Source organism: Rahnella inusitata, assembly GCF_965118895.1.
GTDB lineage: Bacteria > Pseudomonadota > Gammaproteobacteria > Enterobacterales > Enterobacteriaceae > Rahnella > Rahnella inusitata_A.
The window spans coordinates 38,958-65,953 of record NZ_CBCPJJ010000026.1 but is presented as its reverse complement, the minus strand read 5'-3'; the positions used below and the strand labels follow the sequence as shown (position 1 = coordinate 65,953).

The following is a 26,996-nucleotide window of genomic DNA, read 5'->3' as shown; positions in this document are numbered from 1 at the left end:
TAACTGAGGTCAATTGACATGTCGAGCAACAAAAAACCGATGGTTCTGGTGATTCTTGATGGTTACGGCCATCGTGAAGAACAACAAGACAACGCGATTCTGAATGCCAAAACACCGGTCATGGATAATCTTTGGGCGACCCAACCCCATACGCTAATCGCCGCATCCGGTCTGGACGTCGGTCTGCCAGACGGCCAGATGGGCAACTCCGAGGTCGGCCATGTCAATTTAGGCGCTGGCCGCATCGTCTATCAGGATCTGACCCGCCTCGATAAAGAGATCAAAGAAGGCGATTTCTTTAATAATAGCGTACTGACCGCTGCTGTAGATCGTGCCGTCAATGCGGGCAAAGCGGTTCACATCATGGGTCTTCTCTCTGCGGGCGGCGTTCATAGCCACGAAGACCACATAATGGCGATGGTCGAATTAGCTCATCGTCGCGGCGCAAAAGCGATTTATCTGCATGCTTTCCTCGATGGCCGCGATACGCCACCGCGCAGCGCAGAATCTGCCTTAAAACGTTTCACTGAGAAATTCGCTGAAATCGGCACTGGCCGCATTGCATCAATCGTTGGCCGTTACTACGCCATGGACCGCGATAATCGTTGGGATCGCGTACAACTGTCCTATGACCTGATGACTGAAGCAAAAGGCGCGTTCACGGCCGAAAACGCACTGTCAGGCCTGCAAGCTGCGTATGCCCGCGATGAAAATGATGAATTCGTGAAGCCGACTGTGTTACAGGCTGCCGGGGAAGAAACCGCCGCGATCAACGATGGCGACGCGATGATCTTCATGAACTTCCGCGCCGACCGCGCACGCGAAATCACCCGCGCTTTCATAAGCCCGGACTTCGACGGTTTTACCCGCGAAAAAGTGATCAACTTCGGCGATTTCGTCATGCTGACCGAATATGCTGCCGACATCGACGCAGCCTGCGCGTATCCCCCTGCATCCCTGAAAAATACACTGGGTGAATGGCTGATGGCGCACGAAAAAACGCAGCTGCGCATCTCCGAAACTGAGAAATACGCACATGTGACCTTCTTCTTTAATGGCGGTATGGAAGACGCGTTTACTGGCGAAGACCGTATTCTGGTGAAATCGCCGAACGTGGCAACTTATGATCTGCAACCGGAAATGAGCTCCGCAGAGCTCACAGACAAACTGCTGGGCGCCATTGCCAGCGGCAAATACGATGCCATCATTTGTAACTATCCGAATGGCGACATGGTCGGCCACACGGGTGTTTATGAGGCAGCCATCAATGCAGTAGAAACGCTGGATAACTGTGTTGCGCAAGTGGTTGAAGCCGTGAAAGCCGTTGGCGGCCAGTTGCTGATCACCGCTGACCACGGTAACGCAGAACAGATGCGTGATCCGGCCACCGGTCAGGCGCACACCGCGCACACCAGCCTGCCTGTCCCGCTGATTTATATCGGCGGCAACGCAGAAGCCGTGGAAGGCGGTAAGCTGTCGGATATCGCGCCGACTATGCTCTCTCTGATGGGAATGGAAATTCCGCCAGAAATGAGCGGCAAACCGCTGTTTATCGCACGTTAATTTCCTTAAAAACACTGAAATACAGGCGTATCCGCTCAGGTGGGTACGCCTTTTTTGTTTGTGCATCAGCCGGTTGATTAGTGTTACGATACGGCCAGGGACAGCCATATTGTCTATCATCCACGGTCGACAAGCGGAAAAAAGTTTGAGCAAATTCATTCATTTCAGCCTGATGAGAACCCGCCTTTCCGCTTCGGACAAGGTCGTATCCGCCTTCCCATCTTCAGCCTTATTGCTTTGCGCCTCCTTAATGACGCTCTCTCTTACTGCCCATGCTGATGATAATAAAGATCAGCTCAAAACCATTCAGCAAAACATCGCAGAAAAAGAGAAAAGCGTTAAACAGCAGAAACAACAACGTGGCACGCTGTTACAACAATTGCAGGCGCAGGAAAAAACCATTGCTTCAGCCAGCTCCCAACTTCGCAGCACACAATCGACGCTGAGTACGCTTGGGAAGGATATCTCCGGGCTGACGCTGTCTATCGACAAATTGCAGAAACAGCAAAAAACGCAGGAAGGCATTCTCGCCAAACAGCTCGATTCCGCATTCCGCATCGGTCAGCATAAAGGCCTGCAACTGCTTCTCAGTAGTGAAGAGAGCGAACGCAGCGAGCGGATCCTGGCCTATTTCGGCTATCTGAATGAAGCCCGCCAGAAGACCATCGAAGAACTCAAACAAACGCGCACCACGCTCGGCGAACAGCGGGTTGCGTTGGAGTCCAAACAAACTCAGCAGAAGAATCTGTTAGGCGAGCAACAGACTCAGCAGCAAAAACTTGAGCAAGCTCGTGCAGCGCGCAAACAAACGCTGACAGCACTCGAGTCCTCTTTGCAAAAAGATGAGCAAAGCCTGACAGAACTGCGTGCCAACGAATCGAGCCTGCAAAACAAAATTGCGGCCGCTGAGCGTGCTGCAAAAGCCCGTGCTGAGAAAGAAGCGCGCGAAGCCGCCGCTGTGCGGGCGAAAGAACAGCAGGCGAAGAAAAAAGGCTCCACCTACAAACCGACGCAAAGCGAGCAATCGCTGATGGCGCGCACCGGCGGGCTGGGAAGGCCATCAGGGCAGAATATGTGGCCGGTGACCGGTTCTTTGATACACCGTTTCGGCGAACAGTTGCAGGGTGAACTACGCTGGAAAGGAATTGTAATTTCGGCACGTGAAGGCAGTGATGTACGTGCAATTGCAGAAGGCCGCGTCATTCTGGCGGACTGGTTACAAGGCTACGGGCTGGTTGTGGTGATCGACCACGGCAGGGGTGACATGAGCCTTTACGGGTATAACCAGGATGCGCTGGTCAGCGTGGGCGATCAGGTGAAAACCGGTCAGGCCATTGCCAAAGTAGGGAACAGCGGCGGACAGGGCCAGCCATCGTTGTATTTTGAAATTCGTCGTCAGGGCCAGGCCGTTAACCCACAGCCGTGGTTGGGAAGATAGCATTGCAATATAAAAAGTCCGTTTTAGCTGCCCTTTGTGGTACTGCGTTATTCGTTTGTCAGGTTCAGGCAGCGAAATTATCCATTCTGATTGATGACTTTGGTTATCGCCAGCATGAGGAAAACCAGGTACTTCAGATGCCAAAAGCGGTATCCGTGGCGATTTTCCCCAATGCACCCGATTCGCAGATGATGATGAACAAGGCCCACCAGCAGGGGCGTGAAATTCTGATCCACCTGCCGATGGCACCGCTGAGCAAACAACCGCTGGAAAAAAATACGCTGACGCCCTCCATGAGTGCCGGGGAAGTGAAGCGGATAGTCGATCAGGCGATCGCCAATATTCCCTACGCGATTGGCATCAACAATCATATGGGCAGCGCCATGACTTCAAGCCTGACCGGCATGGAAAACGTCATGCAGGCCATGAACGCCCACAATCTGTTCTTCCTCGACAGCATGACTATCGGTAATACCAAGTCGGTCCAGGCCGCTGAGGGAACCCGAGTGAAAGTCATCAAGCGCAACGTCTTTTTAGATGATGTACAAAATGAGGCTGAAATTCGCCGTCAGTTTGAGCGCGCCATTCAACTGGCACGCAAAAATGGCTATGCGATCGCTATAGGCCATCCGCATCCCACGACGGTGAAAGTACTGCAACAAATGCTGCCGAATTTGCCTTCCGATATCGTACTGGTGCGGCCAAGCGATCTGCTCAATGAACCAATACGCAGTTCAGCCTCTGCGGGTAAGCCGCCAAAGACCACACCAGCCAAATCAGCAGCTAAAGGCATCAGCGTTTGTCGCGTGAAACATCCTGTTCCTCAGATTTATGCGGATAGCATGTTTAAAGCCATCGGTGAAAGTCTGGTGACGACGCCGGCTGTCCTGTTCATTGAGCGCCAGTATCATACGTTAACAACGTTCCCACAAATGCGGGGATCCGTACCGGTTGAACCGGCTACAGAGATAAACCCTGACGCAAAGAAAATAAATAAGAATCCAACATATTGATAAATATGATTTTAGCACTCAAAACCAAATAGGTAGAGCTTAAAGAATTTGCCCCCTATAATGGGCGCTGCATGTTTTGGGATTCAGACTGCGCAGGGGCGCTCACAAATGGGACAAGATCGATCTAAAATTCTGCTGCTCGACAGCGGCAAAGAATGGGGAGGTGGCACTAACAGTATGTTAGAGCTGCTGAAAAGAATCGATCGGGAAAAATTTGAAATTAGCTGCTGCTTTTACAATGATTATTCGCGGGATAACGGGGAAACCATCAGCCAGATACTGAACTCGCTGAACGTTCCCGTCTTCTTCATCCCGCAGGTCAAACAACCTGCATGGGCTAAAATCAGTAAAGAAGTGCTGCGTACCCTGTTTTTCTTCAGCAGTCATCTGCGTCAGAAAGCAATTTACTCCATTGATAAAATCTGGCGAATCAACCCCAACATTCGCAAGATCCATTCCCTGCTTGAGCTCGGACAGTTCGATATTTTGTATATGAACAATCAGCCCAGTTCGAATGTTGAAGGCTATTATTCTACCGCAGGTTTACCGACCGCCATTGTCCAGCATTGCCGCATCGAGCCGGTACTGAACCGCGATGTCGTGCGCATTGTGAATAAGTTCTGCCACAGCATTATTTCTGTTTCTCAGGGCGTGCAGGAACAGTTGCTAAAGCGCGGAGTGCGCAGTGAGCTCTGTTTTACCGTTTTCAACGGTATTGATATCAATCAACCCTTGCCCGATGGGGCCAACATCCGTAAGGAATTGGGTGCGACCGATGATACTTTTATCTTTGGCAGCATCGGCTCGCTGATCAACCGTAAAGCACATCATTTCACCTTGCTTGCACTGGATAAATTTAACCGGGCTTTCCCGGAAGCAAAATGGATGATGGTTTTTGTCGGCGAAGGGCCAAATTTACGTCGCCTTATCCAGCAGGCTGCAAGCCTGAACATGATGGATAAAGTGGTCTTTACCGGTTTTCAAAGCAACGCGCTGGAATATCTGTCCGCGTTCGATGCCTTTATTTTAGGGTCGAAAAGCGAAGGCCTGCCGCGTGTTGTTTTAGAATCGATGCTGCTGGAAACACCGGTCATTGGTTCCAACGTAACCGGTACCGCTGAACTGGTAAAGAATGCTGAAACCGGCATGTTATTCGAGTACGGCGACGTTGAGATGCTCTTTAACCATATGAAAACGTTGTATCTTAACGAGCACCTTCGTAACGAAATAGCACAGCAGGCGAACGCCAATGTTCGCGATAAATTTGCCATTGAGAAATATGTCTCTGGCGTTGAAACCGTTTTAAGCAGTGTCAAAAAGAAACAAGGCTGAACATGTTCAAATTCCTGAATTCAAAATATCGTCACATTCTTTCGCGCCACAATCTGCCTTATTCGCAGACAGTGACAGCAGGCAAGCCTGAGAACAGTGTGACGTCCGTGGTAATCCCTTCCGCGGGCGCTGACTATATTGAAGAAGCCTGTTTGTGCGCAGAATTTGCTGACAAATTTGCCACCCAGCTGCAGGAAATTGTTATCGTGACCGATCAGGACGCCAGCCAGTTCAGGCCGCTGCCGGAAAAAGTCCGCATTGTGACGCTGAACCCGGAGACAAAGTCCGGCGACTATCGCTATAAGCAAATTTATCTCAGCCGTTTGATCAAACTGATGGCTCCTTTGCAGGCCAGAACCGACGGTATTTTGATGATCGATTCTGATTTGAACTTGCTGAAGATGCCCGAAATCCAGCTGCATGAAAATCACATTTACTCGAGCTTCCGTCAGGGAAAAATGATCGCAAAACTCGACGGATGCGATCCGGCGATCATTCCGGCTTATTACAAAGACAGCGTGCGGCCTTACATCGTTGATCACGTCAACGGCGCATTCTTAGCCGCAACGCGTAAAACCTGGGAACGTTTGTGTCCGCTGTGGATTATGTTCTTTCGCGATACCTGGAATATTCTGCCTGACAATCAGCCGCCAACGGATCAATTACCCCTTGCCGCGATGCTCGACACGCTGGACATCAAAAGCGTTAATTTAGGCGACTGGATGAACTGGCCGGTGTCGAAGAAAATTGGCGGCACACCGTCAATTATTCCCAAAGAAGTGATTGGCGCACACGGCGGTTTTCCGCTGACTGAATGGCAAAAGTATCTGGCCTCGCCGGATAACGAGTTATTGTTTAAAGGGCAGGATTACACGCGCAAAGTACGTTATCTGACGGATGCTGAAAAGCAAACGGCGGATCCGGCAGCTTGAGTTTTTTTGCCAGACATAAACAAAGGCCCGCTGATATAGCGGGCCTTTGTCATTTCAGAGAATATTACCAGTCCAGGATCACTTTTCCTGAATGGCCGGAACGCATGGCGTCGAAGCCTTTCTGGAAGTCATCAATCGGGAAATGGTGGGTAATCAGTGGCGTGAGGTCTAATCCCGACTGGATCAGCGCTGCCATTTTGTACCAGGTTTCAAACATTTCACGACCATAAATCCCTTTGATAAACAGCCCTTTGAAAATCACCTGATTCCAGTCTATGGCCATTTCAGCTGAAGGAATACCCAGCATCGCAATTCGGCCGCCGTGGTTCATAGCACTGAGCATGCTGCGAAAGGCGGCGGGTGCGCCTGACATTTCCAGCCCGACATCAAACCCTTCGGTCATGCCCAGCTCTTCCATCACTTCTGGCAGGCTTTGCTGGCTCACATTGACCGCCCGCGTAACGCCCATTTTGCGCGCCAGTTCCAGCCGGTATTCGTTCATGTCAGTAATGACTACGTGACGCGCGCCGACGTGTTTACAAATTGCCGCGGCCATGATGCCGATCGGTCCGGCACCGCTGATCAATACATCCTCGCCAACCAGATCAAACGACAACGCGGTGTGCACCGCATTGCCGAGCGGGTCGAAAATCGCGGCCAGATCATCGGAAATGTTGTCAGGTATTTTAAAGGCATTGAACGCCGGCAAAACGAGATATTCCGCAAATGCGCCCGGACGGTTAACGCCTACGCCCTGCGCATTACGGCAAAGATGCGTTCGACCACCGCGACAGTTACGGCAATGCCCGCAGGTGATGTGCCCTTCGCCGGACACCCGGTCACCCAGACTGAAGCCTTTAACTTCCTGCCCGATCCCGACCACTTCGCCAACATACTCATGCCCGACCACCATCGGCACAGGAATCGTTTTTTGTGACCATGCGTCCCAATTATAAATATGCACATCAGTGCCGCAGATCGCCGTTTTGCGGATTTTGATCAGCAAATCGTTGTGCCCTAACTCCGGCACCGGCGCATCGGTCATCCAGATACCTTCTTCACGTTTCAGTTTTGCTAACGCTTTCATGGACACTCCTCAGGCGATCACGCCAAGTTTTCTGCCAATACGGGTGAAGGCGTCAACGGCTTGTTCGATCTGTTCCGTAGTATGCGCCGCGGACATTTGGGTACGAATACGCGCCTGTCCCTGTGGGACCACCGGATAAAAGAAACCGGTGACGTAAATCCCTTCCTGTTGCAACTGAGCGGCGAAATCCTGTGCCAGACGCGCTTCGCCGAGCATGACCGGGATAATGGCGTGATCGGCACCGGCCAGCGTAAAACCGGCAGCGGTCATTTTTTCTCGGAACAGTTTGGAATTGGAGAGAAGCTTCTCGCGCAGTTCGCTGCCTTTTTCGAGCATCGACAAAACTTCAAGAGACGCAGCAACAATCGAGGGTGCCAGAGAGTTCGAGAAGAGATAAGGACGCGAGCGCTGACGCAGCCAGTCGATCACTTCCTGACGCGCCGCCGTATAACCGCCTGATGCGCCACCCAGCGCCTTGCCGAGTGTACCAGTGATAATATCCACGCGGCCCATGACGTCACAATATTCGTGCGTCCCCCGCCCCTCTGCGCCGACAAAGCCAACGGCATGGGAATCATCGACCATTACCAGCGCATCAAAACGCTCGGCCAGATCGCACACGCCCCTGAGGTTGGCAATCACGCCATCCATGGAAAAAACACCGTCAGTCGCGACCAGAATGTGGCGCGCACCCTCATCTTTCGCCTGCTGTAAACGCGCTTCAAGCTCCGCCATATTGTTGTTGGCGTAACGATAGCGTTTGGCTTTGCACAGACGTACACCGTCGATTATCGACGCATGATTAAGCGCATCGGAGATAATCGCATCCTCTTCACCTAGCAGCGTTTCAAATAAACCTCCGTTGGCGTCAAAACAGGAGGAATACAGAATGGCATCGTCCATACCGAGAAAATCCGCCAGACGATGTTCGAGTTCTTTATGCGTATCTTGTGTACCGCAGATAAAGCGCACCGAGGCCATGCCAAAACCGTGGCTGTCGAGCCCGGCCTTGGCGGCCTGGATTAATGCAGGATGGTTCGCCAGCCCGAGATAGTTATTCGCGCAAAAATTAATGACCGGCTTTCCACCGGCCACCGAAACCTCTGGCTGCTGCGGCGTGGTGAGAATGCGTTCTTCCTTAAACAATCCCTCAACCCGCGCCTGATCGAGCTGGTCTTCCAATTGGCGATAAAACGAAACAGACATACAGTATTCTCCTGAAATGACTCATTCACGGAATACATTACTAATCTGTATATGAAATAACGATGAAAACGCTCACAATATCTTCATTTTGCAGCATAGTTCACGCCTTACGCCCTGAAACACAAGAATGCGTGTTATCGGACACCTTCCCAATGTGAGCTTGATAATGAAGTGTTATGATATTACCAACTGTATAAATTACGCATGGTGCGTGATTTTAAAATGATTAAAGGTGAGTCCCATGATAATCGTCACTGGCGGCGCTGGTTTTATCGGCAGCAATATTATTAAATCGCTCAATGATATGGGATACCGCGATATTTTAGTGGTCGACAACCTGAAAGACGGCACCAAATTCGTCAATCTGGTCGATCTGGATATTGCGGATTACTGCGATAAAGAAGACTTCATCGCCAGCATCGTTGCCGGCGACGATCTCGGTGATATCGACGCGATCTTCCATGAAGGCGCCTGCTCGTCCACCACTGAGTGGGACGGCAAATACATGATGGATAACAACTATCAGTATTCGAAAGATATCCTGCATTTCTGTCTCGATCGTAGCATTCCTTTCCTGTACGCCTCTTCCGCTGCGACCTACGGCAGCCAGAGCACCAGCTTTGTTGAAGAGCGTCAGTACGAGCAGCCGCTGAACGTTTACGGTTACTCCAAGTTCCTGTTTGACCAGTATGTTCGTGAAATTTTGCCTCACGCTGAATCCCAGATCTGCGGTTTCCGCTACTTCAACGTTTATGGCCCACGTGAAGGTCATAAAGGCAGCATGGCGAGCGTTGCATTCCATTTGAATAACCAAATCAACGCCGGTGAGAACCCTAAATTGTTCTCAGGCAGCGAAGGTTTCAAACGCGATTTCATCTATGTAGGTGATGTAGCAGCGGTAAACCTGTGGTTCTGGCAGAACGGCGTATCCGGTATTTTCAACTGCGGCACCGGCCGTTCAGAATCTTTCCAGGCTGTGGCGGATGCCGTGGTTGCCTATCACAAATCCGGCGATATCGAATACATTCCATTCCCGGAAAAACTGAAAGGTCGTTACCAGTCTTTCACGCAGGCTGATATGACGGCTCTGCGTAAAGCGGGTTATGACAAGCCGTTCAAAACGGTTGCCGAAGGTGTGACGGAATACATGAGCTGGCTCAACCGCACAGTCTAAGAACCGCACATTGAGGAATGGATTAACGGTATGAAAATACTGGTAATTGGGCCGTCATGGGTCGGTGACATGATGATGTCACAAAGTCTTTACCGCACCCTGAAGGTGGCGCACCCGGACGCACAGATTGACGTGATGGCACCCGCATGGTGCCGTCCGCTGCTCGACAGAATGCCAGAAGTAAATCAGGCGCTGTCGATGCCGCTGGGTCATGGCGCATTGGAATTGGGTGAGCGCCGCCGTCTGGGCATTTCTCTGCGCAACGGAAGTTATCAGCACGCCTACGTGTTGCCAAACTCGTTCAAATCCGCGCTGGTGCCATTCTTTGCGCGCATTCCTGTGCGTACAGGTTGGCGCGGCGAAATGCGCTACGGCCTGCTTAATGATTTACGCGTGTTGGATAAAGCCGCTTTCCCACTGATGGTTCAGCGCTACGCCGCATTGGGCTACGATGCTGCGCAAATCCACACTGCCGAAGATTTGCCGCAACCGATTCTGTGGCCGAAATTGCAGGTCTCTGAAGCAGAAGTGATTGCCGTTAAAAACGCATTTTCGGTCAACAATGACCGGCCGTTAATTGGTTTTTGCCCCGGTGCAGAATTCGGCCCGGCAAAACGCTGGCCACATTATCATTACGCGGCGTTAGCAGAAAAACTGATCGCCGAAGGCCAGCAGGTAGTTTTGTTTGGCTCCGCCAAAGACCATGCCGCAGGCGAGCAAATTCGCCTTGCGCTGACTGAAAACGCACAGCCTTTCTGTCTAAATCTGGCTGGAAAAACCTCGCTGGATCAGGCGGTGGTGATGATCGCTGCCTGCAACGCCGTGGTCAGTAATGACTCCGGCCTGATGCACGTCGCAGCTGCACTGGATAAGCCACTTGTGGCGCTCTACGGCCCAAGCAGCCCTGATTTCACGCCACCACTCAGCCATCAGGCAAAAGTTATCCGCCTGATCACCGGCTATCATAAAGTCCGCAAAGGTGATGCCGAAGAAGGCTATCATCAAAGCCTGATCGATATTCAGCCAGAACAGGTTTATCAGGAATTAAACCTGTTGTTGAGCACAAGGAAGGAGCAGTAATGCGGGTTCTCATCGTCAAAACATCGTCAATGGGTGACGTATTGCACACGCTTCCTGCACTGACAGATGCGTTACAGGCTATTCCGGGGATCCGCTTTGACTGGGTCGTGGAAGAGGGCTTTGCACAGATTCCTGGCTGGCATCCGGCGGTCGTTCGCGTGATTCCGGTTGCCATACGGCGCTGGCGTAAAAACTGGTTCGGTTCGGAAACCCGTCAGCAGCGCTGTGACTTCAAGCGTGAAGTACAGTCTCAGACTTATGATGCCGTGATAGACGCACAGGGTTTGATCAAAAGCGCAGCACTGATCACCCGCGTCGCTAAAGGTGAAAAACACGGGCAGGACTGCAAAAGTGCCCGCGAGCCCTTTGCCAGCTGGTTCTACAACCATCGTCATGAAATCGATAAGAAACAACATGCGGTAGAACGCACCAGAGAACTGTTTGCCAAAAGTCTGGGCTATGAGAAACCCTCCGTTCAGGGCGATTACGCCATCGCGGCACGCTTCCTGGCACACCTTCCCGCTGATGCCGGTCAGTATCTGGTATTTCTCCACGCGACCACGCGTGCAGACAAACACTGGCCGGAAGCACACTGGCGGGAGTTAATCGGCATGCTCAGTGCGCAACAAATTCGCATTAAACTTCCCTGGGGCGCTGAGCACGAATATCAGCGAGCGCTGCGTCTGGCGGAAGGCTTCCCGAACGTAGACGTGCTACCAAAATTAAGTCTGGAAAAAGTCGCCGAAGTCTTGGCTGGCGCGAAAGCCGTCATCTCCGTAGATACCGGTTTAAGCCATCTGACTGCGGCACTGGATCGCCCAAATATCACGCTCTACGGCCCCACCGATCCGGGTTTAATTGGGGGTTACGGACAAAATCAGTTCATCCTGAAAGCTGAGAAAAATTCGCTGGAAAACCTGCCGGCAGAACGCGTATTTGAACAGCTGAATGCCGTAATGTCCGTCGAAAAGGAAACGACCCGACCATGAGCTACGTGATAATTTTTATCTTGCTGTGGCCGTTCAAAATGCTGATGAAACCTTTTCATCGAGGTACCGGGCGCAATCTGGTGATCCAAACCGCTAAGATTGGGGATTTCGTTAATATTACCCCGCTGCTGAGGCATTTAAAGAAATCTGACGTACTCATCAGTAAAACGGTATTACCGCTGGCGGAACATGATGCAACGATTGATTCCATTTATTTGATTGAAGATTACAAAAAATCCTTACTCAGTAAGATTCGTCTCGCATTCAATTTACTCAATCGCTACGACAACGTGTATCTGCTGCAGCCAAACAGCGTGAATGCTTTCTATGCCGCATTCTGTAATGCGCCGGGAAAAGCTTTTCTGATCGCATATACGCGTAAGTGGTACCACAGCATTTTTTATCAGACAGCAGATATTATTCGCTTACACAGAAAAACAGATTTCACGCTGGAAAGTTACCTGAAACTGGCCAACCCCACGTTTACCGCCGATAGCTACAAAAAGCATGCCACCTGGCCACTGTGGATTCCGGAACAAACGCTGCCAGCGCTGGCAAAGAATCAGCAGATAAAAATCGGTATCAGTATTTCTGCAGGCAACAAAGCAAAAACCATTCCGACTGATGTATGGATAGAAATTTTCAAGTGTCTGCGCGGTTTACCTTGTCAGTTTTACGTTTTTGGCCCTGAAAATGAACAACACTATCTTGACCAGCTGCTCGCTAAACTGACTGAAAGTGAACACATTATCAGTCTGATTGGTCAGTTAAAATTGCACGAAGTGCCTTATGCCATCTCGCAGATGAATGTATATATCGCTTCTGATTCGGGCAATATTTATATCGCCGATGCAGTAGAAACGCCGGTGATTTGCCTCGCAGGGCCTTGTGATTTAGCTGAACAGCATCCGACGTTTGCGCCGTTAATTTTAACGCCGGAAGATCCACAGCTCACGCCGGAATCCTTCATTTTCTCAGCGCCCTATACGTTCAGACACAGCGCGGAAGAACTCTTTTCGCTCAGTGATGCACAGTTGAATCAGATACGTTCTTTTGTCATCAGCAAAACAGGTCAGGAACAGAACCATGCCTAATCAGGAATACCTGAGTTATCTTGAGCACAAAGAAGAGCTCGTTAACAATTTAGGGTTTTCAGAGTTGCCGGTTGTCCATATCGCCTTCGGCATCAATAACGCGTATGCGCGTGGTATGGGCATCACTGTTTTTTCGATTCTGGAAAATAATCCCGACTTAGTTTTCCATATTCACGTGTTTGGCAGTCCGCTGGATGAAAATTCAAAATCCCGGCTTCTCGAACTGGCCGTAGATCATTCTTTAGCCATCACCTGTTATGTTTTTAAAGAGTCTGCATTTGCCGATTTACCATTAATAGGCCGCTATCCTCAGGCGATATATTACCGCCTGTTTACTCCCTATATTCTTGCGGATGTCACATCAAAATTCATTTACCTGGATGCTGACACATTATGTTTAGGGAGTTATAAAGAACTTCATCAAAAAGATATCAGCCGCTACACACTGGCTGCGGTTAATGACACTGAGCGGGCGCGTAACAAACTGTGCCCCCACTTAGGCCTGACCAGTGGTAACTATTTTAACTCTGGTTTTTTGTATATCAACATTCCGTTATGGATTGATAAAAAAACAACAGACAGAATTATTCAGACGTTGGCGATTCATGGCACAGAGCTAAATTTCCCGGATCAGGATGCGCTAAACATTGCTCTTGAACATGAAGTTTTATTGCTACCTAAAAAATACAATCTTGTTTGTGACATTATCCTGAATAAAGTGGGGAAGAAAACACCCGTTCCGGAGGATACAATCCTGATTCATTATACAGGTAAATGTAAGCCCTGGCATCGTTGGGGAATGGGTGAATTAGCCAGTCTTTATGATGAGTACTATGAGAAATCACCATGGCATGACGTTCCTCATGATATGCCGGTTTCTTACAAAGAGATGAAACGTTATGCGCGGGCGCTCTGGCACGAACGCCAATATATGAATAGCTTGCGCTGGATGGTTAAGTATATGAGCAGTAAGGTTTTTAGGAATCAATCTTTATGATCAGGAACTGGCTGTCAGCAATGAATAAAATATCTATGGACGATAAATTGGCTACAATTTTCTTCCTGTTTATATCGATATCTATTTCATTTTTTATGTACTCAGGTGAGGTTACACGCAACTTCTTCTACATCATCACCTATGTCGCCATTGTCTATTTCATCTTCATTACTTTTAAAAAAGAAAAGAAAATCCATTTTTACGTTTTCTCATGGATAGTTTTTTCGTTGGGCGTCAGTAAATTACTGTGGGTAATGTTAACGACAAATGAACAGTATCCGTTAATTGCTTACCATTATCAGATTAGTGGTAAACGACTGATACTGGCCGCCTTTGTCCTTTACGCGATAGAGCATAATTTTCACAAATGGAAGATATCCATTTTAACGCTGCGCATTGGTGTCACCATCATGACATTGCTGTTTATCGTCATTTCCATTTCGCATATTCTTTTTTATTTAAAAACCGGCGAAAGAATAAAAATAAATTCTGACGCTCCTACATCCGGGGCGTACACCTTCACTATTTTCTCACTTCTGCTTATGTATAGCCTGAAGTACCATGTGTTGAAACATTACAGACTCGCCTGTCTGATTGTCATGACAATGACTTTTGCTGTACTGGCGGCAACAGAAACCCGCTCAGCCATTATGCTGTTTGTACTATTTAGTGTTGGCAGCATTATTATCGACTTCGCCAAAAGCTCTCCTACCTCAAAAGTCATTTACGGCTTCGCTATCGGCGGTTTAATTCTGGCCGGAGTTATCTCTGGACATCCTTACTACAACAGAGTTTTAGACCGTATTGATAATCTCCAAACCGAAGTTACCTCCTATAATCAGGGCGACCGAAATACGTCAGTGGGTGCTCGTTTTTCAATGTGGCGCGCAGGAATAGACGTATTCAAACAGCACCCGCTGGGTCAGTCAGCGGATAGTCGTAACGCTCTGGCAACCACCTTCATCAATCAGCATGAAGGCGGTAATCCGGAAGCAATCCGTAACCTGCAATTCCATCTGCATAATGACATTATCGATACGCTCTCCTTGCAGGGGATTTTTGGCGGCATCATTATGTTGTTGTTCTTCGCGGTTTTATTGCTGTATCCGTTCAAACTGGTCCCCAAAGGATACGAGTTCTTACTGCTCTCGGTGCCGGTAATTTATTTCAGTCAGGGTGACACTCAGTTCTATAATCGCGAATCACCGTATTTTGTTGTGCTGGTGTTTGGTTACTTGCTGATGCTGAGAATGTGTCACCGCATTTCGTTAGAGAAAAAGTGATTTTACGGGGAGTACGCTAACCTGACTCCCCGTTTGCTTGTCATCCTTATCAGTGGAAATTGTGGATATGACCCCGACATCGATGCCTGAAGACATCAGGCTTAGCGCGATCATCCCCTTATACAACGCAGGGGAGATGTTCAGAAACTTCATGGATTCGTTGGTCGCGCAGACGCTGAGCAGCCTTGAAATCATCATTGTGAATGATGGTTCAACCGATGGATCCGAGCAGGTTGCACGAGAATATGCCGAAAAATACCCGCATATCACGGTTATCAGTCAGCCTAACGGTGGCGTTTCCCGTGCGCGCAATGCTGGTTTAAATATCGCCAAAGGCCTTTATGTCACCTTCCCCGATGCCGATGACATACTCAATCCGCAGATGTACCAAACGTTAATTGATATGTGTGAACAGGATGACTTAGACGTCGCACAGTGCAACGGTGAGCGTTACTTTGTTGGGTCAGAAAAAGTAAAACCGATCATTCCCGTTGACCGTTTAACATCCACGGCGGTGATGGATGGCGCCACCTGGCTTAAAACGGCTCTGGCAACCAACCGCTATCTGCACGTTGTCTGGCTCGGTGTTTATCGTCTGGCGCTGATTAAGAAGCACCAGCTCTATTTTGAACCCGGTTTACATCATCAGGATATTCCCTGGACGACTGAGGTCATGTTCAACGCTCAGCGCGTGAGATATACCCAAAAAATACTTTATCGTTATTACATTCATGGGCAGTCAATCAGTAATCAGAAACGTACCGGGATGAAAAATGTTGAGTATCAGAGGCACTACCTAAAGATTGCCAAAATGCTCGATGAGCTCAATCAGCGTTACAAAAGCAAAATCAAAATCTATTCTGAGTTTCCGAGACAGGTAACCCGCGAAGCATTGACCGTGTGTCACTCCGTCCGCCGGGAACCCGATCCTGCCGCGCAAAAGGCCATGATTGACGATATCTACTCCAGCGGCACCCGCCAGATAATGATGCGTAATGCGCGTGGCCCTAAGCAGTGGTGGCAATTGTTGCTGTGGCTGAAACGCCTTCGCACCTTGCGCAACAAACTCGCTTAGGATGTTTCAGAAAGAGATGATTCTTTTACGTCTGTAACTGCGTTATAACTCATTCATAAACGAAGTTATTTATCTTTCTATATCAGCCAGATAAATAACTTCACAGCATTCGATTCTTCACCTAGAATCAACTCACTATCTTCTAAATCAGATAATAGAATGCCTAACTCCGAAGCCAAATACGCAGCGTTCACCCCCAGAAGAATTCTGCTGGTCAAACTCCGTCATCACGGAGACATGGTGCTGACGACGCCGGTGATAAACAGGCTCCACCAACATTATCCTGATGCTGAAATTGACGTGCTTTTATATAAAGAAACACGACCAATTCTGAGCGAACATCCTGCCCTCTCCGTTATTCATGTCATTGACAGAACATGGAAAAAACAAGGCATTCGCTATCAGCTAAAGCAGGAATTGCTGTTACTTAAAGCCGTGCGTGCGCGGCATTATGACCTGGTCATCAACCTCGCCGATCAGTGGCGCAGTTCCCTGCTTTCGATGCTCACAGGCGCGAAGGTGCGGCTGGGCTTTGACTACAAAAAACGCCGTTCTTTACTCTGGCGTGCGGGTCATACTCATCTGGTGACCACTGAAAACCACGGCAAATTGCATACTGTTGAGCAGAACATGTCGATTCTGTCCGCGCTCGGCCTTTCTGTCGAAGATGCCCAAACGTCTATGCATTATTCACAAAGCGATAAGGCATTCTGCCAGCAGTTGCTGAAGAAGAATAAGGTCGACGGCGGATATATTGTCATTCAGCCTACGTCGCGCTGGATTTTTAAATGCTGGGACGACGAAAAATTTGCCAGTGTTATCGATGGTTTAGGCGATACAGGAATGACTATCGTCATGACGGCCGGCCCCGATAAAAAAGAGCTGGAGATGGTGCGTAAGATTCAGGATCTCACACATAATCCTCAGGTAATTTCTGTCGCTGGTCAGTTATCGCTGACGCAACTGGCTGCCATGATTGACGGCGCAAAACTTTTTATTGGGGTTGATTCCGCGCCGATGCACATGGCTGCGGCGTTGAACACGCCTTGCGTCGCGTTATTCGGACCAACGAAAATGCAGCACTGGCGGCCATGGGGCAACAACAACACCACAATCTGGGCCGGTGATTACGCGCCGCTGCCAACACCTGATTCCATCGATACGAAAACACAGCAACGTTATCTGCATGCCATTCCGGTTAGCGATGTGCTGGATGCTGCCAGGAGTTATTTGCATGGCTGATGCGATGAAGACTATCCGGCTGGCGATCGTCAGGCAAAAATACCGGCCGGATGGCGGAGCCGAGCGCTTCATCTCCCGCGCGCTTGAGGCGCTGGACGATCAGAATATCGAGCTGAATATCATTACCCGTCAATGGGAAGGCAAACCTAATCCAAAGTGGAAAATTCACCTGTGTAATCCTGCAAAACAGGGTCGGGTCTCACGGGAGAAAGGCTTCGCCGTAGCGGCCAAAAAATGCTGGCAAGCCGCACAGTTCGATATTGTCCAAAGCCATGAGCGTATACCGGGCTGTGATATTTTCCGCGCCGGCGATGGCGCGCACCGCGTCTGGCTGGAACAGCGCGCACGGGTTATCTCCCCGGTTCAGCGCTTTCTCACGCGTCTCAGCCCGTATCATCGCTACGTGTTACGTGCTGAAGAAGAGATGTTTCATTCTGCACAATTGAAAAAAATCATCTGTAACTCGGAGATGGTAAAGCACGACATCATGCGGTGTTATGGTGTGGATGCTTCCCGCTTTGAGGTCATCTATAACGCCATCGATGCTGAGAAGTTTACGCCAGCAACGCAAGAGCAGCGCCGCTCAGTGCGGGCCGAAATGTCGATCCCGGAACAGGCTGTCACACTGATTTATGTCGGGTCAGGTTTTGAGCGTAAAGGGCTAAAACCTGCCATTCAGGCCATAGCGTCAAGTGACCGCTATCTCATCGTCGTCGGCCAGGATAAATCGCAGAAAAAATATGAATCTCTGGCACGCCAGCTTGGGTGTTTTGATCGCATCCGCTTTATGGGCGTGCAAAATAACGTGCTGCCTTATTATCACGCCGCTGACGGCATGATCCTGCCGACGCTGTATGACCCGTTCCCCAACGTGATCCTCGAAGCAATGGCCTGTGGTTTGCCGGTGATCACCAGCCAGACCTGTGGTGGTGCAGAATTCATTACTGAAGGGCAGGAGGGCTATGTTTGCGATGCTCTGGACGTAGCCAGGCTCAGCGAATATGTGAAGAAAATCCCTTCCCGTGTGGAAAATGCCGCAATGGGCCACGCCGCCAGAGAACGCATATTGCCTTATTCACCTAAAAACCTTTCACAACAGCTGGTCGCGCTATATCACTCGCTGCTTATCTGATGACGTTTACGCAGGCATGATGAGTCGATAGCACTTATCTGATACCATGTGCCTATCTAACCGCCGGGATTATTTTCACTCTATGAAATTGACTTTCCCTAACGCAATGCCTCATAAAAAATGAATATTTTTTACAATATAATCATATATTTAATTCAGCCATTAATTTGGATCCGTTTACTGTTACGCAGCCGTAAATCACCGGCCTACCGTAAACGTTGGGCTGAACGTTATGGCTTTTGCAAAGGTAAAGTCGTGCCTGGCGGCATCATGCTGCATTCTGTCTCCGTTGGCGAAACGCTGGCGGCAATTCCTTTGGTACGTGCATTGCGCCATCGTTATCCATCGTTGCCCATTACCGTCACAACGATGACGCCGACAGGCTCCGAACGCGTTCAGTCGGCATTTGGTAAAGGCGTACATCACGTTTATCTACCCTACGATCTGGCAGGTTCAGTTAATCGCTTCCTTGATGAAGTGAACCCCAAGCTGGTTATCATCATGGAAACCGAGCTGTGGCCAAACCTCATCAGCGCCCTGCATCGCCGTAAAATCCCGCTGGTTATTGCCAATGCGCGTCTTTCCGCCCGTTCAGCCAAGGGTTACCAAAAACTCGGTAAATTCATTCGAACCATCTTGCAACGTATCACTCTCATTGCCGCGCAAAATCAGGAAGACGGCGAGCGCTTTCTTTCTTTAGGCCTGAAGCGCAATCAGCTCGCCGTCACCGGCAGCCTAAAATTTGATATTTCTGTCACTCCGGAGCTGGCGGCTAAAGCCATCGCGCTGCGTAGCCAGTGGGCATCGCGCCGTCAGGTATGGATTGCGACCAGTACGCACGAGGGTGAAGAAACCCTGCTGCTGGAAGCGCATAAAGAGTTACTAAAAAACCATCCGACGTTGTTGCTTATTCTGGTGCCGAGACACCCGGAGCGTTTCCCGGTTGCTTGTGAACTCACCCGTAAAGCCGGTCTGACATTCACACAGCGCAGCACCGGTGAAGTCCCCTCCTCAGGAACACAGGTCGTTATCGGCGACACCATGGGCGAATTAATGCTGCTGTACGGAATCGCCGATTTAGCCTTCGTCGGCGGCAGTCTGGTAGAACGTGGGGGTCATAACCCACTGGAAGCTGCGGCGCATGCTATTCCTGTGCTGATGGGGCCGCACACCATCAACTTCAAAGATATTTGCGCCAAACTGGCTCAGGACGATGGTCTCATCACCGTCACTGATACCGCATCACTGGTGAAAGAGATCTCTACGCTGCTGACAGACGAAGACTATCGTCTGTACTACGGGCGTCACGCCGTTGAAGTGTTGCACCAGAATCAGGGTGCACTGCAACGACTACTGCATTTACTGGAGCCTTACCTGCCTGTGCGGGGTCATTGATGGCTGACAAAAAACGTTTATCGGTCGTACTGATTGCACGCAACGAAGCCGGTTTATTAGCAGAATGTCTGGAGTCAGTCTCCTGGGCGGACGAAATCATCTTGCTTGATTCCGGCAGTGAAGACGAGACGTTAGACGTTGCGCGCGAGTTTGGCGCAAAAGTCTTTACGCACACGGACTGGCCGGGCTTTGGCAAACAGCGTCAGCTGGCGCAAAGTCATGCTACTGGCGACTACATTTTGATGATTGATGCTGATGAACGGGTATCACCCGAACTTCGCCAGTCGGTTGAAAAGGTCCTGAATAATCCGCAGGAAAATACCGTGTACAGTCTTGGCCGCAGCAACTTATTCCTCGGGAAATTTATGCGGCACAGCGGCTGGTATCCGGATCGCGTTAACCGCCTTTATCCTGCCCATTTTCATTATAACGACGATCTCGTTCATGAATCCCTTGAGACGAAAGACGCGAAAGTCGTTCCGTTGCAGGGCGATTTGCTGCACCTGACGTGCCGTGATTTCTTCACTTTTCAGCGCAAACAGCTTAACTATGCTGAAGCCTGGGCAACACAGCGTCATCAACAGGGGCGCCGTTGCAGTTTCTTCTCGGTGATTTCCCATACGTTGGGCGCGTTCGTGAAAACCTGGATCCTGCGCGCTGGTTTTCTGGATGGCAAACAGGGTCTGATCCTGGCGGGCGTCAATGCACAGTATACTTTCAATAAATATGCTGCCCTGTGGGCATTCAGCCACCAACTGCAAAAGTGAGCCAGCATGAGCACTAAAGCAATTTATCCCGGCACTTTTGATCCAATGACTAACGGACATCTCGATATCGTCAGCCGTGCGGCATTGATGTTCGATCACGTTATTCTGGCGATTGCCGCCAGCCCGAGCAAAAAACCGATGTTTACGCTGGAAGAACGCGTTGCGCTGGCGACACAAGTCACTTCGCATCTGAAGAATGTTGAAGTGATTGGTTTCAGCGATTTAATGGCGAACTTCGCCAAAGTACAAGGGGCGAATGTGCTGGTGCGCGGCTTACGTGCAGTGTCTGATTTTGAATATGAGATGCAGCTGGCGAATATGAACCGGCATTTGCTACCGACGCTGGAAAGCGTGTTTATGATGCCGTCAAAGGAATGGTCATTTATATCTTCTTCGCTGGTGAAAGAAGTCGCCCGTCACGGCGGTGACATCACCCCGTTCCTGCCGCAGGTAGTCACGCAGGCACTGATGGAAAAAATCAGCGCCTGAGTTCAGGCTTAACGCTGGCAGCGAGGGCAGAAAAATGTGGTGCGCTGAGCATGTTTTTTGCTCTCTATCAGCGTGCCACAGACCCGGCAGGGCTCTCCTGCACGGCCATACACCTGCAATTCCTGCGCAAAATATCCCGGTTTTCCATCTGACTGTAAAAAGTCTTTCAGCGTAGTTCCGCCCTGCTCAATCGAACGTAACAACACAGCTTTGATGGTACTCACCAGCAATGCGGTTTCATCACGTTTTAGTGAATGCGCGGGCCTGTCAGGGGAAATTCCGGCGACAAACAGAGATTCGCTGGCGTAGATATTCCCGACGCCGACCACCAGTTTGTTATCCATAAGCCATGGCTTAATCGGTGATTTCTTAGTGCGCGATTTTTCAAACAGATAATCCGCCGTGAAATCCTCACTTAGCGGCTCAGGGCCCAGGTGGGACAGGACGTTACTGCCTGCCAGATCGGTCGACCAAAGCCATGCGCCAAAACGACGTGGGTCGGTATAGCGCAGCACATGGCCAGTATCCATCACCAAATCGACGTGATCGTGTTTGCCCGGCTCGGTCTCTTCCGGTAATACTCGTAAACTGCCTGACATTCCCAGATGAATGATGATCCAGCCCGTTCTGAGCTCTACCAGCAGGTATTTTGCACGGCGCTGAACGCTGATAACGGGCTGATCGCTTAACGCCAAAATTTCCGCAGAGACCGGCCAGCGTAAACGCGAATTACGCACGACGGCGTGCATAATCGTGTGGCCTTTGAGAAAGGGCTCAATCCCTCTGCGACTGGTTTCAACTTCAGGTAATTCAGGCATATCCTCTCCCGTAACAGAATCGTGATTAGAGTGTGTCGCAGACGTCGGTATCAGGCAAACAAAAGTCTTTCCGCCCTGTATGCCGGATTTCAGGCAATAAAAAACCCGGCCGGAGCCGGGTTTTATTAATCCGCTAAAATTACTTAATTTTAGCTTCTTTGTAGATCACGTGTTGACGGACAACTGGATCGAATTTCTTCAGTTCCAATTTTTCCGGCTTAGTACGCTTGTTCTTCGTAGTGGTATAGAAGTGACCAGTACCAGCAGAAGAAACCAGCTTGATCTTCTCGCGAACACCTTTAGCCATGATTCAGTTCCTTAATACTTCTCACCGCGGGTACGCAGATCGGCCAAGACCGTCTCAATACCCTTCTTATCAATAACACGCATACCTTTAGCAGATACGCGCAGAGTTACAAAGCGCTTCTCAGCCTCAACCCAAAAACGGTGTGAGTGCAGGTTTGGCAGAAAACGGCGTTTGGTCGCGTTCATTGCGTGGGAACGGTTGTTACCGCTCACCGGGCGCTTGCCAGTAACTTGGCAGACTCGGGACATGTCTATATCTCCAAAAATCAAATCAGCTCGAGCTTCGTATAGGGTATGGCCGCCTCGTCAGGCTTTTAGAGCCCATCTCAGCAAACTCCACTGAGAACCGACTCACTGTCGTCGGGTAAAAACCATTTCATCAGGTATGAAACCTGCTGAGATAGGCTCTTAACGCCAAACCCAAGATTCTCAAAGGTGGCGTAGTATACGCTCTGTAGCGTAAGTGCTCAAGTCCCGAACAGCTAAAGATCCCAAAGGATCTTCAAAAAACGACGCTAAATCCAACCGCGTTCGGCAAAAGACACCGTTTCTCCGTGACCTACAACCAAATGGTCGAGAACACGAATTTCCAGCAGTTGGCACGCTCGAATAATTTGTTCAGTCACTTTTCTGTCCATCAGGCTGGGTTCAGCCCGACCAGACGGATGATTATGCGCCAGAATTAACGCTGCCGCATTAACCTTCATCGCTCCACGAACAATTTCGCGGGGATACACTTCTACGTGCCCAATAGTACCAGCAAACATCTCCTCATGGCGAATAACCCGATGCTGGTTGTCGAGAAAAAGTACCAGAAAAACCTCCCTTTCACGAAAAACCAGCAAATTTTGCAGATATTCCCTGATAACCTCCGGGCTGAGCATGGCATTTTCAGCGCTGAGATGTCGCAGATAGGCACGGCGAGACAATTCGGAGACCGCAACAAGCTGGGCAAATTTTGCCACACCCATGCCTTTGATGCGCGACATGGCGTCAAAATCCGCCATCAACAATTTATGCAGCGAACCGAACTCGTCGAGCAGATTCTTTGCCAGCTCCATCACATGCTGGCCGCGCGAACCAATGCGCAAATAAATCGCCAGCAGTTCCTGATCGGTCAACCCCTTCGCACCCTGCTCTAATAATTTTTCGCGGGGTTTCAACGTATCTTGCCAGCCGCTTTGTGATTTTGTCATCCTGACTCCTTTTTCGCGGCGATTGTGCCACAGCGCCAGCCCTCCTGCTTTTCGGCATCATCAGCCTGCGAGACATCGCGCAGAAATTTTATTCCTCCTGATCCGCAGCATCGCCAATAGCTGTCATCATTGCGCGTTATGCTAAAATGTCGCTTCTTCAGGCTTTCAATTAATCGGACAATGATGATGACGGGACTTTCCGGCAAACATATTGTGCTCGGTATCAGCGGTGGTATCGCTGCCTATAAAGCACCAGAACTGGTACGTCGCTTACGTGAGCGGGGCGCAGAAGTGCGCGTAGTCATGACGGATGCGGCGAAATCTTTTGTGACGCCGTTGAGCCTGCAGGCCGTTTCCGGCTATCCGGTGTCTGATGACCTGCTTGATCCCGCAGCCGAAGCGGCGATGGGCCATATTGAGTTAGGTAAATGGGCGGACTTAGTGCTGATCGCGCCCGCCACGGCGGATTTACTGGCACGCATGGCGGCCGGTATGGCCAATGACCTGCTGACCACGGTGTGTCTGGCCACCGCAGCGCCCATCGCGGTGCTACCGGCGATGAACCAGCAAATGTATCGCGCCGCCGTCACACAGGAAAATCTGCAAAGACTTGCCGCCAGAGGCACCTTATTATGGGGTCCGGACAGTGGCAGTCAGGCCTGCGGCGATATTGGCCCGGGACGAATGCTTGATCCACTGGTGATTGTCGATATGGCCAACAGCCATTTCTCCTCGCGTAAAGATTTAGCACATCTGAACATCATGGTGACCGCTGGCCCGACGCGCGAAGCGCTGGATCCGGTACGCTTCATCAGTAATCACAGTTCAGGAAAGATGGGTTTTGCTATTGCCAAAGCCGCTGCAGATCGCGGTGCGCAAGTCACGCTCATCGCCGGCCCGGTAACGCAACCTACGCCTGCCAATGTTCTCCGTATTGATGTGGAAAGCGCGCTCGAAATGCAGAAGGCCGTCCATGATTCAGTGGGCTCGCAACATATTTTCATCTCCTGCGCCGCGGTTGCGGACTACCGCGCAGAGCTCATTGCCGATGAGAAGATCAAAAAGCAAGGTGATGAAATCACTGTGAAAATGATCAAGAACCCGGACATTGTGGCCGGCGTTGCCGCATTGAAAGAGCAGCGACCATACGTCGTTGGGTTTGCTGCCGAAACCCAGAATGTGGAAGAATACGCGCGGCAAAAACGGATCCGCAAGAATCTGGATCTGATCTGTGCCAACGACGTTTCACTTGCCGGGCAAGGTTTCAATACCGATACCAATGCTCTGCATCTTTTTTGGCATGACGGGGATAAAATTTTACCGCTCAGCGATAAGTCCCTGCTTGGTCAACGTTTATTAGAAGAGATTGTCAGCCGTTATGATGAAAAAAATCGACATTAAAATTCTCGACCCGCGCATCGGTTCGACTTTCCCTTTACCGGCCTACGCTACGCCAGGGTCAGCAGGTCTGGATTTACGCGCCTGTCTGGATGCTTCTGTTGAACTGAAACCCGGCCAAACCACGCTTTTGCCAACCGGTCTGGCAATCCACATTGGTGATGCGAATCTGGCGGCGGTGATCTTGCCTCGTTCTGGTCTGGGTCATAAACACGGCGTAGTTCTTGGCAATCTGGTGGGGCTTATCGATTCCGATTATCAGGGCCAGCTGATGGTTTCCGTATGGAACCGCGGGCAGACAACGTTTGTAATCGAGCCAGGCGAGCGTATTGCTCAAATGGTCTTTGTGCCTGTCGTTCAGGCAGAATTCAATCTGGTGGAAGATTTTGACGCCAGTGAACGCGGTGAAGGTGGTTTTGGCCACTCAGGCCGTCAATAAGAACCTGTTCAGCACCGCAGATTTTGATGCGATATTAAACAGATCCTTATCACTATCAGACCGTAACAACCCAAGGGAACGAAATAAGCCGCAGGATCACAGTGATTCATGCGGCAGTTGTGCGGTTTCTCCATGATTTTAGCCGTTTTTTAGCAAGGGTCTATTCAGACATGGCAGAGAAAGAAACGACAAAAAGGAACCGGCGCGAAGAGATTTTGCAGGCGTTAGCGCAAATGCTTCAGTCCAGCGATGGCAGCCAGCGGATCACTACCGCGAAACTTGCCGCCAGCGTGGGGGTTTCGGAAGCAGCTCTTTATCGTCATTTTCCCAGTAAAACGCGGATGTTCGACAGCTTAATCGAGTTTATCGAAGACAGTCTGATCAGCCGTATCAATCTCATCTTGCAAGACGAAAAAGATACGTTAAACCGGATACGGTTGATTTTGCTGTTGGTGTTGGGGTTTGCAGAACGCAATCCTGGCCTGACACGTATTATGACCGGTCACGCATTGATGTTCGAACAGGACCGCCTGCAGGGCCGTATTAATCAGCTTTTCGAGCGGATTGAAGCGCAACTGCGTCAGGTTTTACGGGAGAAGAAAATGCGCGAAGGCAGCGGATTTACGTACGATGAAACTCTGCTCGCCAGCCAGTTACTGGCCTACTGCGAAGGTATGTTGTCGCGGTTTGTGCGTTCAGAGTTCAAGTATCGTCCCACTCAGGACTTTGATACCCGCTGGCCGCTTATTTCAGCGCAGTTGCAATAGCGTTAAGCATCAGATGTTAAAAAAGGGCCGGAAGGCCCTTTTCATTTATGCAAAATCTTATATGCCGTAGGTTTGCTGATACGCGCGCACAGCGGCCAGATGGTCGGCCATTTCTGTTTTCTCTTCCAGATAGTCGATCAGGTCTGCCAGCGTGATAATTGAAATCACTTTGCAGTGATAATCACGCTCAACTTCCTGAATAGCGGAAACATCTGCACGCCCGCGCTCCTGACGATCGAGAGAAATCAGTACACCGGCCAGCGTAGCATTATTCGCATTGATGATTTCCATAGACTCACGGATGGCCGTCCCGGCGGTGATCACATCATCGACCAGCATGACACGTCCCTGCAACGGACTGCCGACCAGCAAGCCACCTTCGCCGTGATCCTTGGCTTCTTTACGGTTGAAGCAATACGGGACATCGCGTTCGTGATGCTCAGCAAGCGCAACCACGGTGGTCGTCGCGATAGGGATACCTTTGTAGGCCGGGCCAAACACTAAATCGAAATCTATTTTAGAATCCATCAATGCTTCGGCATAAAAACGTCCCAGTAACGCCAGATCGCGGCCGGTATTAAACAGACCGGCATTGAAGAAGTAAGGACTGATGCGCCCGGACTTCAGGGTGAACTCGCCGAATTTCAAAACCTGCTTGTTCAGTGCGAACTCAATAAATTGGCGCTGATAGGCTTTCATTGATGGTCTCCTTGATAAGGTCGTGTTTCTGATATTCTCAGCCCGCAGGCCATAAAAAAGGCGACTTCTCAGTCGCCTTATAAAA

General features: G+C 50.1%; 27 protein-coding genes. 20 read left to right on the top strand and 7 right to left on the bottom strand.

Features of this window, described 5'->3' with window-relative positions; genetic code table 11:
• Nucleotides 1-18 precede the first annotated feature (18 nt).
• From gpmM to ACMHLI_RS21230, 5 genes are all read left to right on the top strand, one after another.
• Nucleotides 19-1,563, top strand: coding sequence for a 2,3-bisphosphoglycerate-independent phosphoglycerate mutase (gpmM, locus tag ACMHLI_RS21250; RefSeq protein WP_413531194.1), 1,545 nt, complete (start codon nucleotides 19-21; stop codon nucleotides 1,561-1,563).
• Nucleotides 1,564-1,735: 172 nt separating this feature from the next.
• A complete protein-coding gene (envC, locus tag ACMHLI_RS21245) occupies nucleotides 1,736-3,001 on the top strand; it encodes a murein hydrolase activator EnvC (RefSeq protein ID WP_413531236.1) in 1,266 nt (421 codons plus the stop codon).
• A gap of 2 nt (nucleotides 3,002-3,003) precedes the next feature.
• On the top strand, nucleotides 3,004-4,014 hold the full coding sequence (locus ACMHLI_RS21240; RefSeq protein WP_413531193.1) for a divergent polysaccharide deacetylase family protein: 1,011 nt from the start codon (nucleotides 3,004-3,006) through the stop codon (nucleotides 4,012-4,014).
• Between the two features lie 108 nt (nucleotides 4,015-4,122).
• Nucleotides 4,123-5,346 (top strand): glycosyltransferase, encoded by a 1,224-nt coding sequence (locus ACMHLI_RS21235; RefSeq protein ID WP_413531192.1) that lies wholly within the window; start codon nucleotides 4,123-4,125, stop codon nucleotides 5,344-5,346.
• Nucleotides 5,347-5,348: 2 nt separating this feature from the next.
• Nucleotides 5,349-6,278, top strand: coding sequence for a hypothetical protein (locus tag ACMHLI_RS21230; protein ID WP_413531191.1), 930 nt, complete (start codon nucleotides 5,349-5,351; stop codon nucleotides 6,276-6,278).
• A 64-nt stretch (nucleotides 6,279-6,342) separates the two neighbouring features.
• Here the strand turns inward: ACMHLI_RS21230 and tdh are convergent, their stop codons facing one another.
• Together tdh and kbl are read right to left on the bottom strand one after the other, a co-directional pair.
• Nucleotides 6,343-7,365 carry an L-threonine 3-dehydrogenase gene (tdh, locus tag ACMHLI_RS21225; protein ID WP_112165139.1) on the bottom strand — a complete coding sequence of 341 codons (1,023 nt, stop codon included), beginning with the start codon at nucleotides 7,363-7,365 and terminating at the stop codon, nucleotides 6,343-6,345.
• 9 nt (nucleotides 7,366-7,374) lie between these two features.
• Nucleotides 7,375-8,571: a glycine C-acetyltransferase gene (kbl, locus tag ACMHLI_RS21220; RefSeq protein ID WP_413531190.1), complete on the bottom strand. Its 1,197-nt coding sequence runs from the start codon at nucleotides 8,569-8,571 to the stop codon at nucleotides 7,375-7,377.
• Between the two features lie 241 nt (nucleotides 8,572-8,812).
• On the opposite strand from kbl, the gene rfaD reads away from it, so the two are divergent.
• The 12 genes from rfaD to coaD all read left to right on the top strand — a co-directional run bounded on the left by rfaD (nucleotide 8,813) and on the right by coaD (nucleotide 21,288).
• Nucleotides 8,813-9,745, top strand: coding sequence for an ADP-glyceromanno-heptose 6-epimerase (rfaD, locus tag ACMHLI_RS21215; RefSeq protein ID WP_112165143.1), 933 nt, complete (start codon nucleotides 8,813-8,815; stop codon nucleotides 9,743-9,745).
• A gap of 30 nt (nucleotides 9,746-9,775) precedes the next feature.
• Nucleotides 9,776-10,825: an ADP-heptose--LPS heptosyltransferase RfaF gene (gene rfaF, locus ACMHLI_RS21210; RefSeq protein ID WP_413531189.1), complete on the top strand. Its 1,050-nt coding sequence runs from the start codon at nucleotides 9,776-9,778 to the stop codon at nucleotides 10,823-10,825.
• On the top strand, nucleotides 10,825-11,814 hold the full coding sequence (rfaC, locus tag ACMHLI_RS21205) for a lipopolysaccharide heptosyltransferase RfaC (RefSeq protein WP_413531188.1): 990 nt from the start codon (nucleotides 10,825-10,827) through the stop codon (nucleotides 11,812-11,814). The genes rfaF and rfaC overlap by 1 nt, the downstream gene beginning before the upstream one ends.
• A complete protein-coding gene (locus ACMHLI_RS21200; RefSeq protein ID WP_413531187.1) occupies nucleotides 11,811-12,908 on the top strand; it encodes a glycosyltransferase family 9 protein in 1,098 nt (365 codons plus the stop codon). Before rfaC ends, ACMHLI_RS21200 begins: the two co-directional genes overlap by 4 nt.
• Nucleotides 12,901-13,905: a glycosyltransferase family 8 protein gene (locus tag ACMHLI_RS21195; RefSeq protein WP_413531186.1), complete on the top strand. Its 1,005-nt coding sequence runs from the start codon at nucleotides 12,901-12,903 to the stop codon at nucleotides 13,903-13,905. Before ACMHLI_RS21200 ends, ACMHLI_RS21195 begins: the two co-directional genes overlap by 8 nt.
• Before the next feature lie 35 nt (nucleotides 13,906-13,940).
• The gene (locus tag ACMHLI_RS21190) at nucleotides 13,941-15,188 is read left to right on the top strand and encodes an O-antigen ligase family protein (protein ID WP_413531185.1); all 1,248 of its coding nucleotides are present in this window, start codon (nucleotides 13,941-13,943) and stop codon (nucleotides 15,186-15,188) included.
• Between the two features lie 67 nt (nucleotides 15,189-15,255).
• Nucleotides 15,256-16,263, top strand: a complete 1,008-nt coding sequence (locus tag ACMHLI_RS21185) for a glycosyltransferase (RefSeq protein WP_413531184.1) — start codon at nucleotides 15,256-15,258, stop codon at nucleotides 16,261-16,263.
• Between the two features lie 159 nt (nucleotides 16,264-16,422).
• Nucleotides 16,423-17,505: a putative lipopolysaccharide heptosyltransferase III gene (rfaQ, locus tag ACMHLI_RS21180; protein WP_413531183.1), complete on the top strand. Its 1,083-nt coding sequence runs from the start codon at nucleotides 16,423-16,425 to the stop codon at nucleotides 17,503-17,505.
• A 4-nt stretch (nucleotides 17,506-17,509) separates the two neighbouring features.
• The gene (locus ACMHLI_RS21175; protein ID WP_413531235.1) at nucleotides 17,510-18,637 is read left to right on the top strand and encodes a glycosyltransferase family 4 protein; all 1,128 of its coding nucleotides are present in this window, start codon (nucleotides 17,510-17,512) and stop codon (nucleotides 18,635-18,637) included.
• Nucleotides 18,638-18,757: 120 nt separating this feature from the next.
• Complete coding sequence (waaA, locus tag ACMHLI_RS21170; protein ID WP_056774466.1) at nucleotides 18,758-20,032, top strand: lipid IV(A) 3-deoxy-D-manno-octulosonic acid transferase; 1,275 nt, start codon at nucleotides 18,758-18,760, stop codon at nucleotides 20,030-20,032.
• A complete protein-coding gene (locus ACMHLI_RS21165) occupies nucleotides 20,032-20,799 on the top strand; it encodes a glycosyltransferase family 2 protein (protein WP_413531182.1) in 768 nt (255 codons plus the stop codon). Before waaA ends, ACMHLI_RS21165 begins: the two co-directional genes overlap by 1 nt.
• Before the next feature lie 6 nt (nucleotides 20,800-20,805).
• Nucleotides 20,806-21,288, top strand: coding sequence for a pantetheine-phosphate adenylyltransferase (gene coaD, locus ACMHLI_RS21160; RefSeq protein ID WP_413531181.1), 483 nt, complete (start codon nucleotides 20,806-20,808; stop codon nucleotides 21,286-21,288).
• An 8-nt stretch (nucleotides 21,289-21,296) separates the two neighbouring features.
• Here coaD and mutM read toward each other — a convergent pair whose 3' ends face one another.
• The 4 genes from mutM to radC form a co-directional block, all read right to left on the bottom strand.
• Nucleotides 21,297-22,106, bottom strand: coding sequence for a bifunctional DNA-formamidopyrimidine glycosylase/DNA-(apurinic or apyrimidinic site) lyase (mutM, locus tag ACMHLI_RS21155; protein ID WP_413531180.1), 810 nt, complete (start codon nucleotides 22,104-22,106; stop codon nucleotides 21,297-21,299).
• A 139-nt stretch (nucleotides 22,107-22,245) separates the two neighbouring features.
• Nucleotides 22,246-22,413 (bottom strand): 50S ribosomal protein L33, encoded by a 168-nt coding sequence (gene rpmG / locus ACMHLI_RS21150; RefSeq protein WP_004392084.1) that lies wholly within the window; start codon nucleotides 22,411-22,413, stop codon nucleotides 22,246-22,248.
• 11 nt (nucleotides 22,414-22,424) lie between these two features.
• Nucleotides 22,425-22,661, bottom strand: coding sequence for a 50S ribosomal protein L28 (rpmB, locus tag ACMHLI_RS21145; protein ID WP_004953342.1), 237 nt, complete (start codon nucleotides 22,659-22,661; stop codon nucleotides 22,425-22,427).
• 266 nt (nucleotides 22,662-22,927) lie between these two features.
• Nucleotides 22,928-23,608, bottom strand: coding sequence for a RadC family protein (gene radC, locus ACMHLI_RS21140; RefSeq protein WP_413531179.1), 681 nt, complete (start codon nucleotides 23,606-23,608; stop codon nucleotides 22,928-22,930).
• A gap of 183 nt (nucleotides 23,609-23,791) precedes the next feature.
• On the opposite strand from radC, the gene coaBC reads away from it, so the two are divergent.
• From coaBC to slmA, 3 genes are all read left to right on the top strand, one after another.
• On the top strand, nucleotides 23,792-25,009 hold the full coding sequence (coaBC, locus tag ACMHLI_RS21135) for a bifunctional phosphopantothenoylcysteine decarboxylase/phosphopantothenate--cysteine ligase CoaBC (protein WP_413531234.1): 1,218 nt from the start codon (nucleotides 23,792-23,794) through the stop codon (nucleotides 25,007-25,009).
• Nucleotides 24,987-25,445, top strand: a complete 459-nt coding sequence (gene dut, locus ACMHLI_RS21130; protein ID WP_413531178.1) for a dUTP diphosphatase — start codon at nucleotides 24,987-24,989, stop codon at nucleotides 25,443-25,445. The genes coaBC and dut overlap by 23 nt, the downstream gene beginning before the upstream one ends.
• Before the next feature lie 170 nt (nucleotides 25,446-25,615).
• Entirely contained in the window at nucleotides 25,616-26,212 is a 597-nt protein-coding gene (gene slmA / locus ACMHLI_RS21125; RefSeq protein WP_056774442.1) for a nucleoid occlusion factor SlmA, read from the top strand.
• Nucleotides 26,213-26,269: 57 nt separating this feature from the next.
• Here the strand turns inward: slmA and pyrE are convergent, their stop codons facing one another.
• Entirely contained in the window at nucleotides 26,270-26,911 is a 642-nt protein-coding gene (pyrE, locus tag ACMHLI_RS21120) for an orotate phosphoribosyltransferase (RefSeq protein ID WP_413531177.1), read from the bottom strand.
• Between the last annotated feature and the right edge of the window lie 85 nt (nucleotides 26,912-26,996).

Coding starts and splice junctions, on each gene's coding strand:
- gpmM (WP_413531194.1), top strand. CDS start 19: ATGTCGAGCAACAAAAAACCGATGGTTCTGGTGATTCTTGATGGTTAC.
- envC (WP_413531236.1), top strand. CDS start 1,736: ATGAGAACCCGCCTTTCCGCTTCGGACAAGGTCGTATCCGCCTTCCCA.
- ACMHLI_RS21235 (WP_413531192.1), top strand. CDS start 4,123: ATGGGACAAGATCGATCTAAAATTCTGCTGCTCGACAGCGGCAAAGAA.
- ACMHLI_RS21230 (WP_413531191.1), top strand. CDS start 5,349: ATGTTCAAATTCCTGAATTCAAAATATCGTCACATTCTTTCGCGCCAC.
- tdh (WP_112165139.1), bottom strand. CDS start 7,365: ATGAAAGCGTTAGCAAAACTGAAACGTGAAGAAGGTATCTGGATGACC.
- kbl (WP_413531190.1), bottom strand. CDS start 8,571: ATGTCTGTTTCGTTTTATCGCCAATTGGAAGACCAGCTCGATCAGGCG.
- rfaD (WP_112165143.1), top strand. CDS start 8,813: ATGATAATCGTCACTGGCGGCGCTGGTTTTATCGGCAGCAATATTATT.
- rfaF (WP_413531189.1), top strand. CDS start 9,776: ATGAAAATACTGGTAATTGGGCCGTCATGGGTCGGTGACATGATGATG.
- rfaC (WP_413531188.1), top strand. CDS start 10,825: ATGCGGGTTCTCATCGTCAAAACATCGTCAATGGGTGACGTATTGCAC.
- ACMHLI_RS21200 (WP_413531187.1), top strand. CDS start 11,811: ATGAGCTACGTGATAATTTTTATCTTGCTGTGGCCGTTCAAAATGCTG.
- ACMHLI_RS21195 (WP_413531186.1), top strand. CDS start 12,901: ATGCCTAATCAGGAATACCTGAGTTATCTTGAGCACAAAGAAGAGCTC.
- ACMHLI_RS21190 (WP_413531185.1), top strand. CDS start 13,941: ATGGACGATAAATTGGCTACAATTTTCTTCCTGTTTATATCGATATCT.
- ACMHLI_RS21185 (WP_413531184.1), top strand. CDS start 15,256: ATGACCCCGACATCGATGCCTGAAGACATCAGGCTTAGCGCGATCATC.
- rfaQ (WP_413531183.1), top strand. CDS start 16,423: ATGCCTAACTCCGAAGCCAAATACGCAGCGTTCACCCCCAGAAGAATT.
- ACMHLI_RS21175 (WP_413531235.1), top strand. CDS start 17,510: ATGAAGACTATCCGGCTGGCGATCGTCAGGCAAAAATACCGGCCGGAT.
- waaA (WP_056774466.1), top strand. CDS start 18,758: ATGAATATTTTTTACAATATAATCATATATTTAATTCAGCCATTAATT.
- ACMHLI_RS21165 (WP_413531182.1), top strand. CDS start 20,032: ATGGCTGACAAAAAACGTTTATCGGTCGTACTGATTGCACGCAACGAA.
- coaD (WP_413531181.1), top strand. CDS start 20,806: ATGAGCACTAAAGCAATTTATCCCGGCACTTTTGATCCAATGACTAAC.
- mutM (WP_413531180.1), bottom strand. CDS start 22,106: ATGCCTGAATTACCTGAAGTTGAAACCAGTCGCAGAGGGATTGAGCCC.
- rpmG (WP_004392084.1), bottom strand. CDS start 22,413: ATGGCTAAAGGTGTTCGCGAGAAGATCAAGCTGGTTTCTTCTGCTGGT.
- rpmB (WP_004953342.1), bottom strand. CDS start 22,661: ATGTCCCGAGTCTGCCAAGTTACTGGCAAGCGCCCGGTGAGCGGTAAC.
- radC (WP_413531179.1), bottom strand. CDS start 23,608: ATGACAAAATCACAAAGCGGCTGGCAAGATACGTTGAAACCCCGCGAA.
- coaBC (WP_413531234.1), top strand. CDS start 23,792: ATGATGACGGGACTTTCCGGCAAACATATTGTGCTCGGTATCAGCGGT.
- dut (WP_413531178.1), top strand. CDS start 24,987: ATGATGAAAAAAATCGACATTAAAATTCTCGACCCGCGCATCGGTTCG.
- slmA (WP_056774442.1), top strand. CDS start 25,616: ATGGCAGAGAAAGAAACGACAAAAAGGAACCGGCGCGAAGAGATTTTG.
- pyrE (WP_413531177.1), bottom strand. CDS start 26,911: ATGAAAGCCTATCAGCGCCAATTTATTGAGTTCGCACTGAACAAGCAG.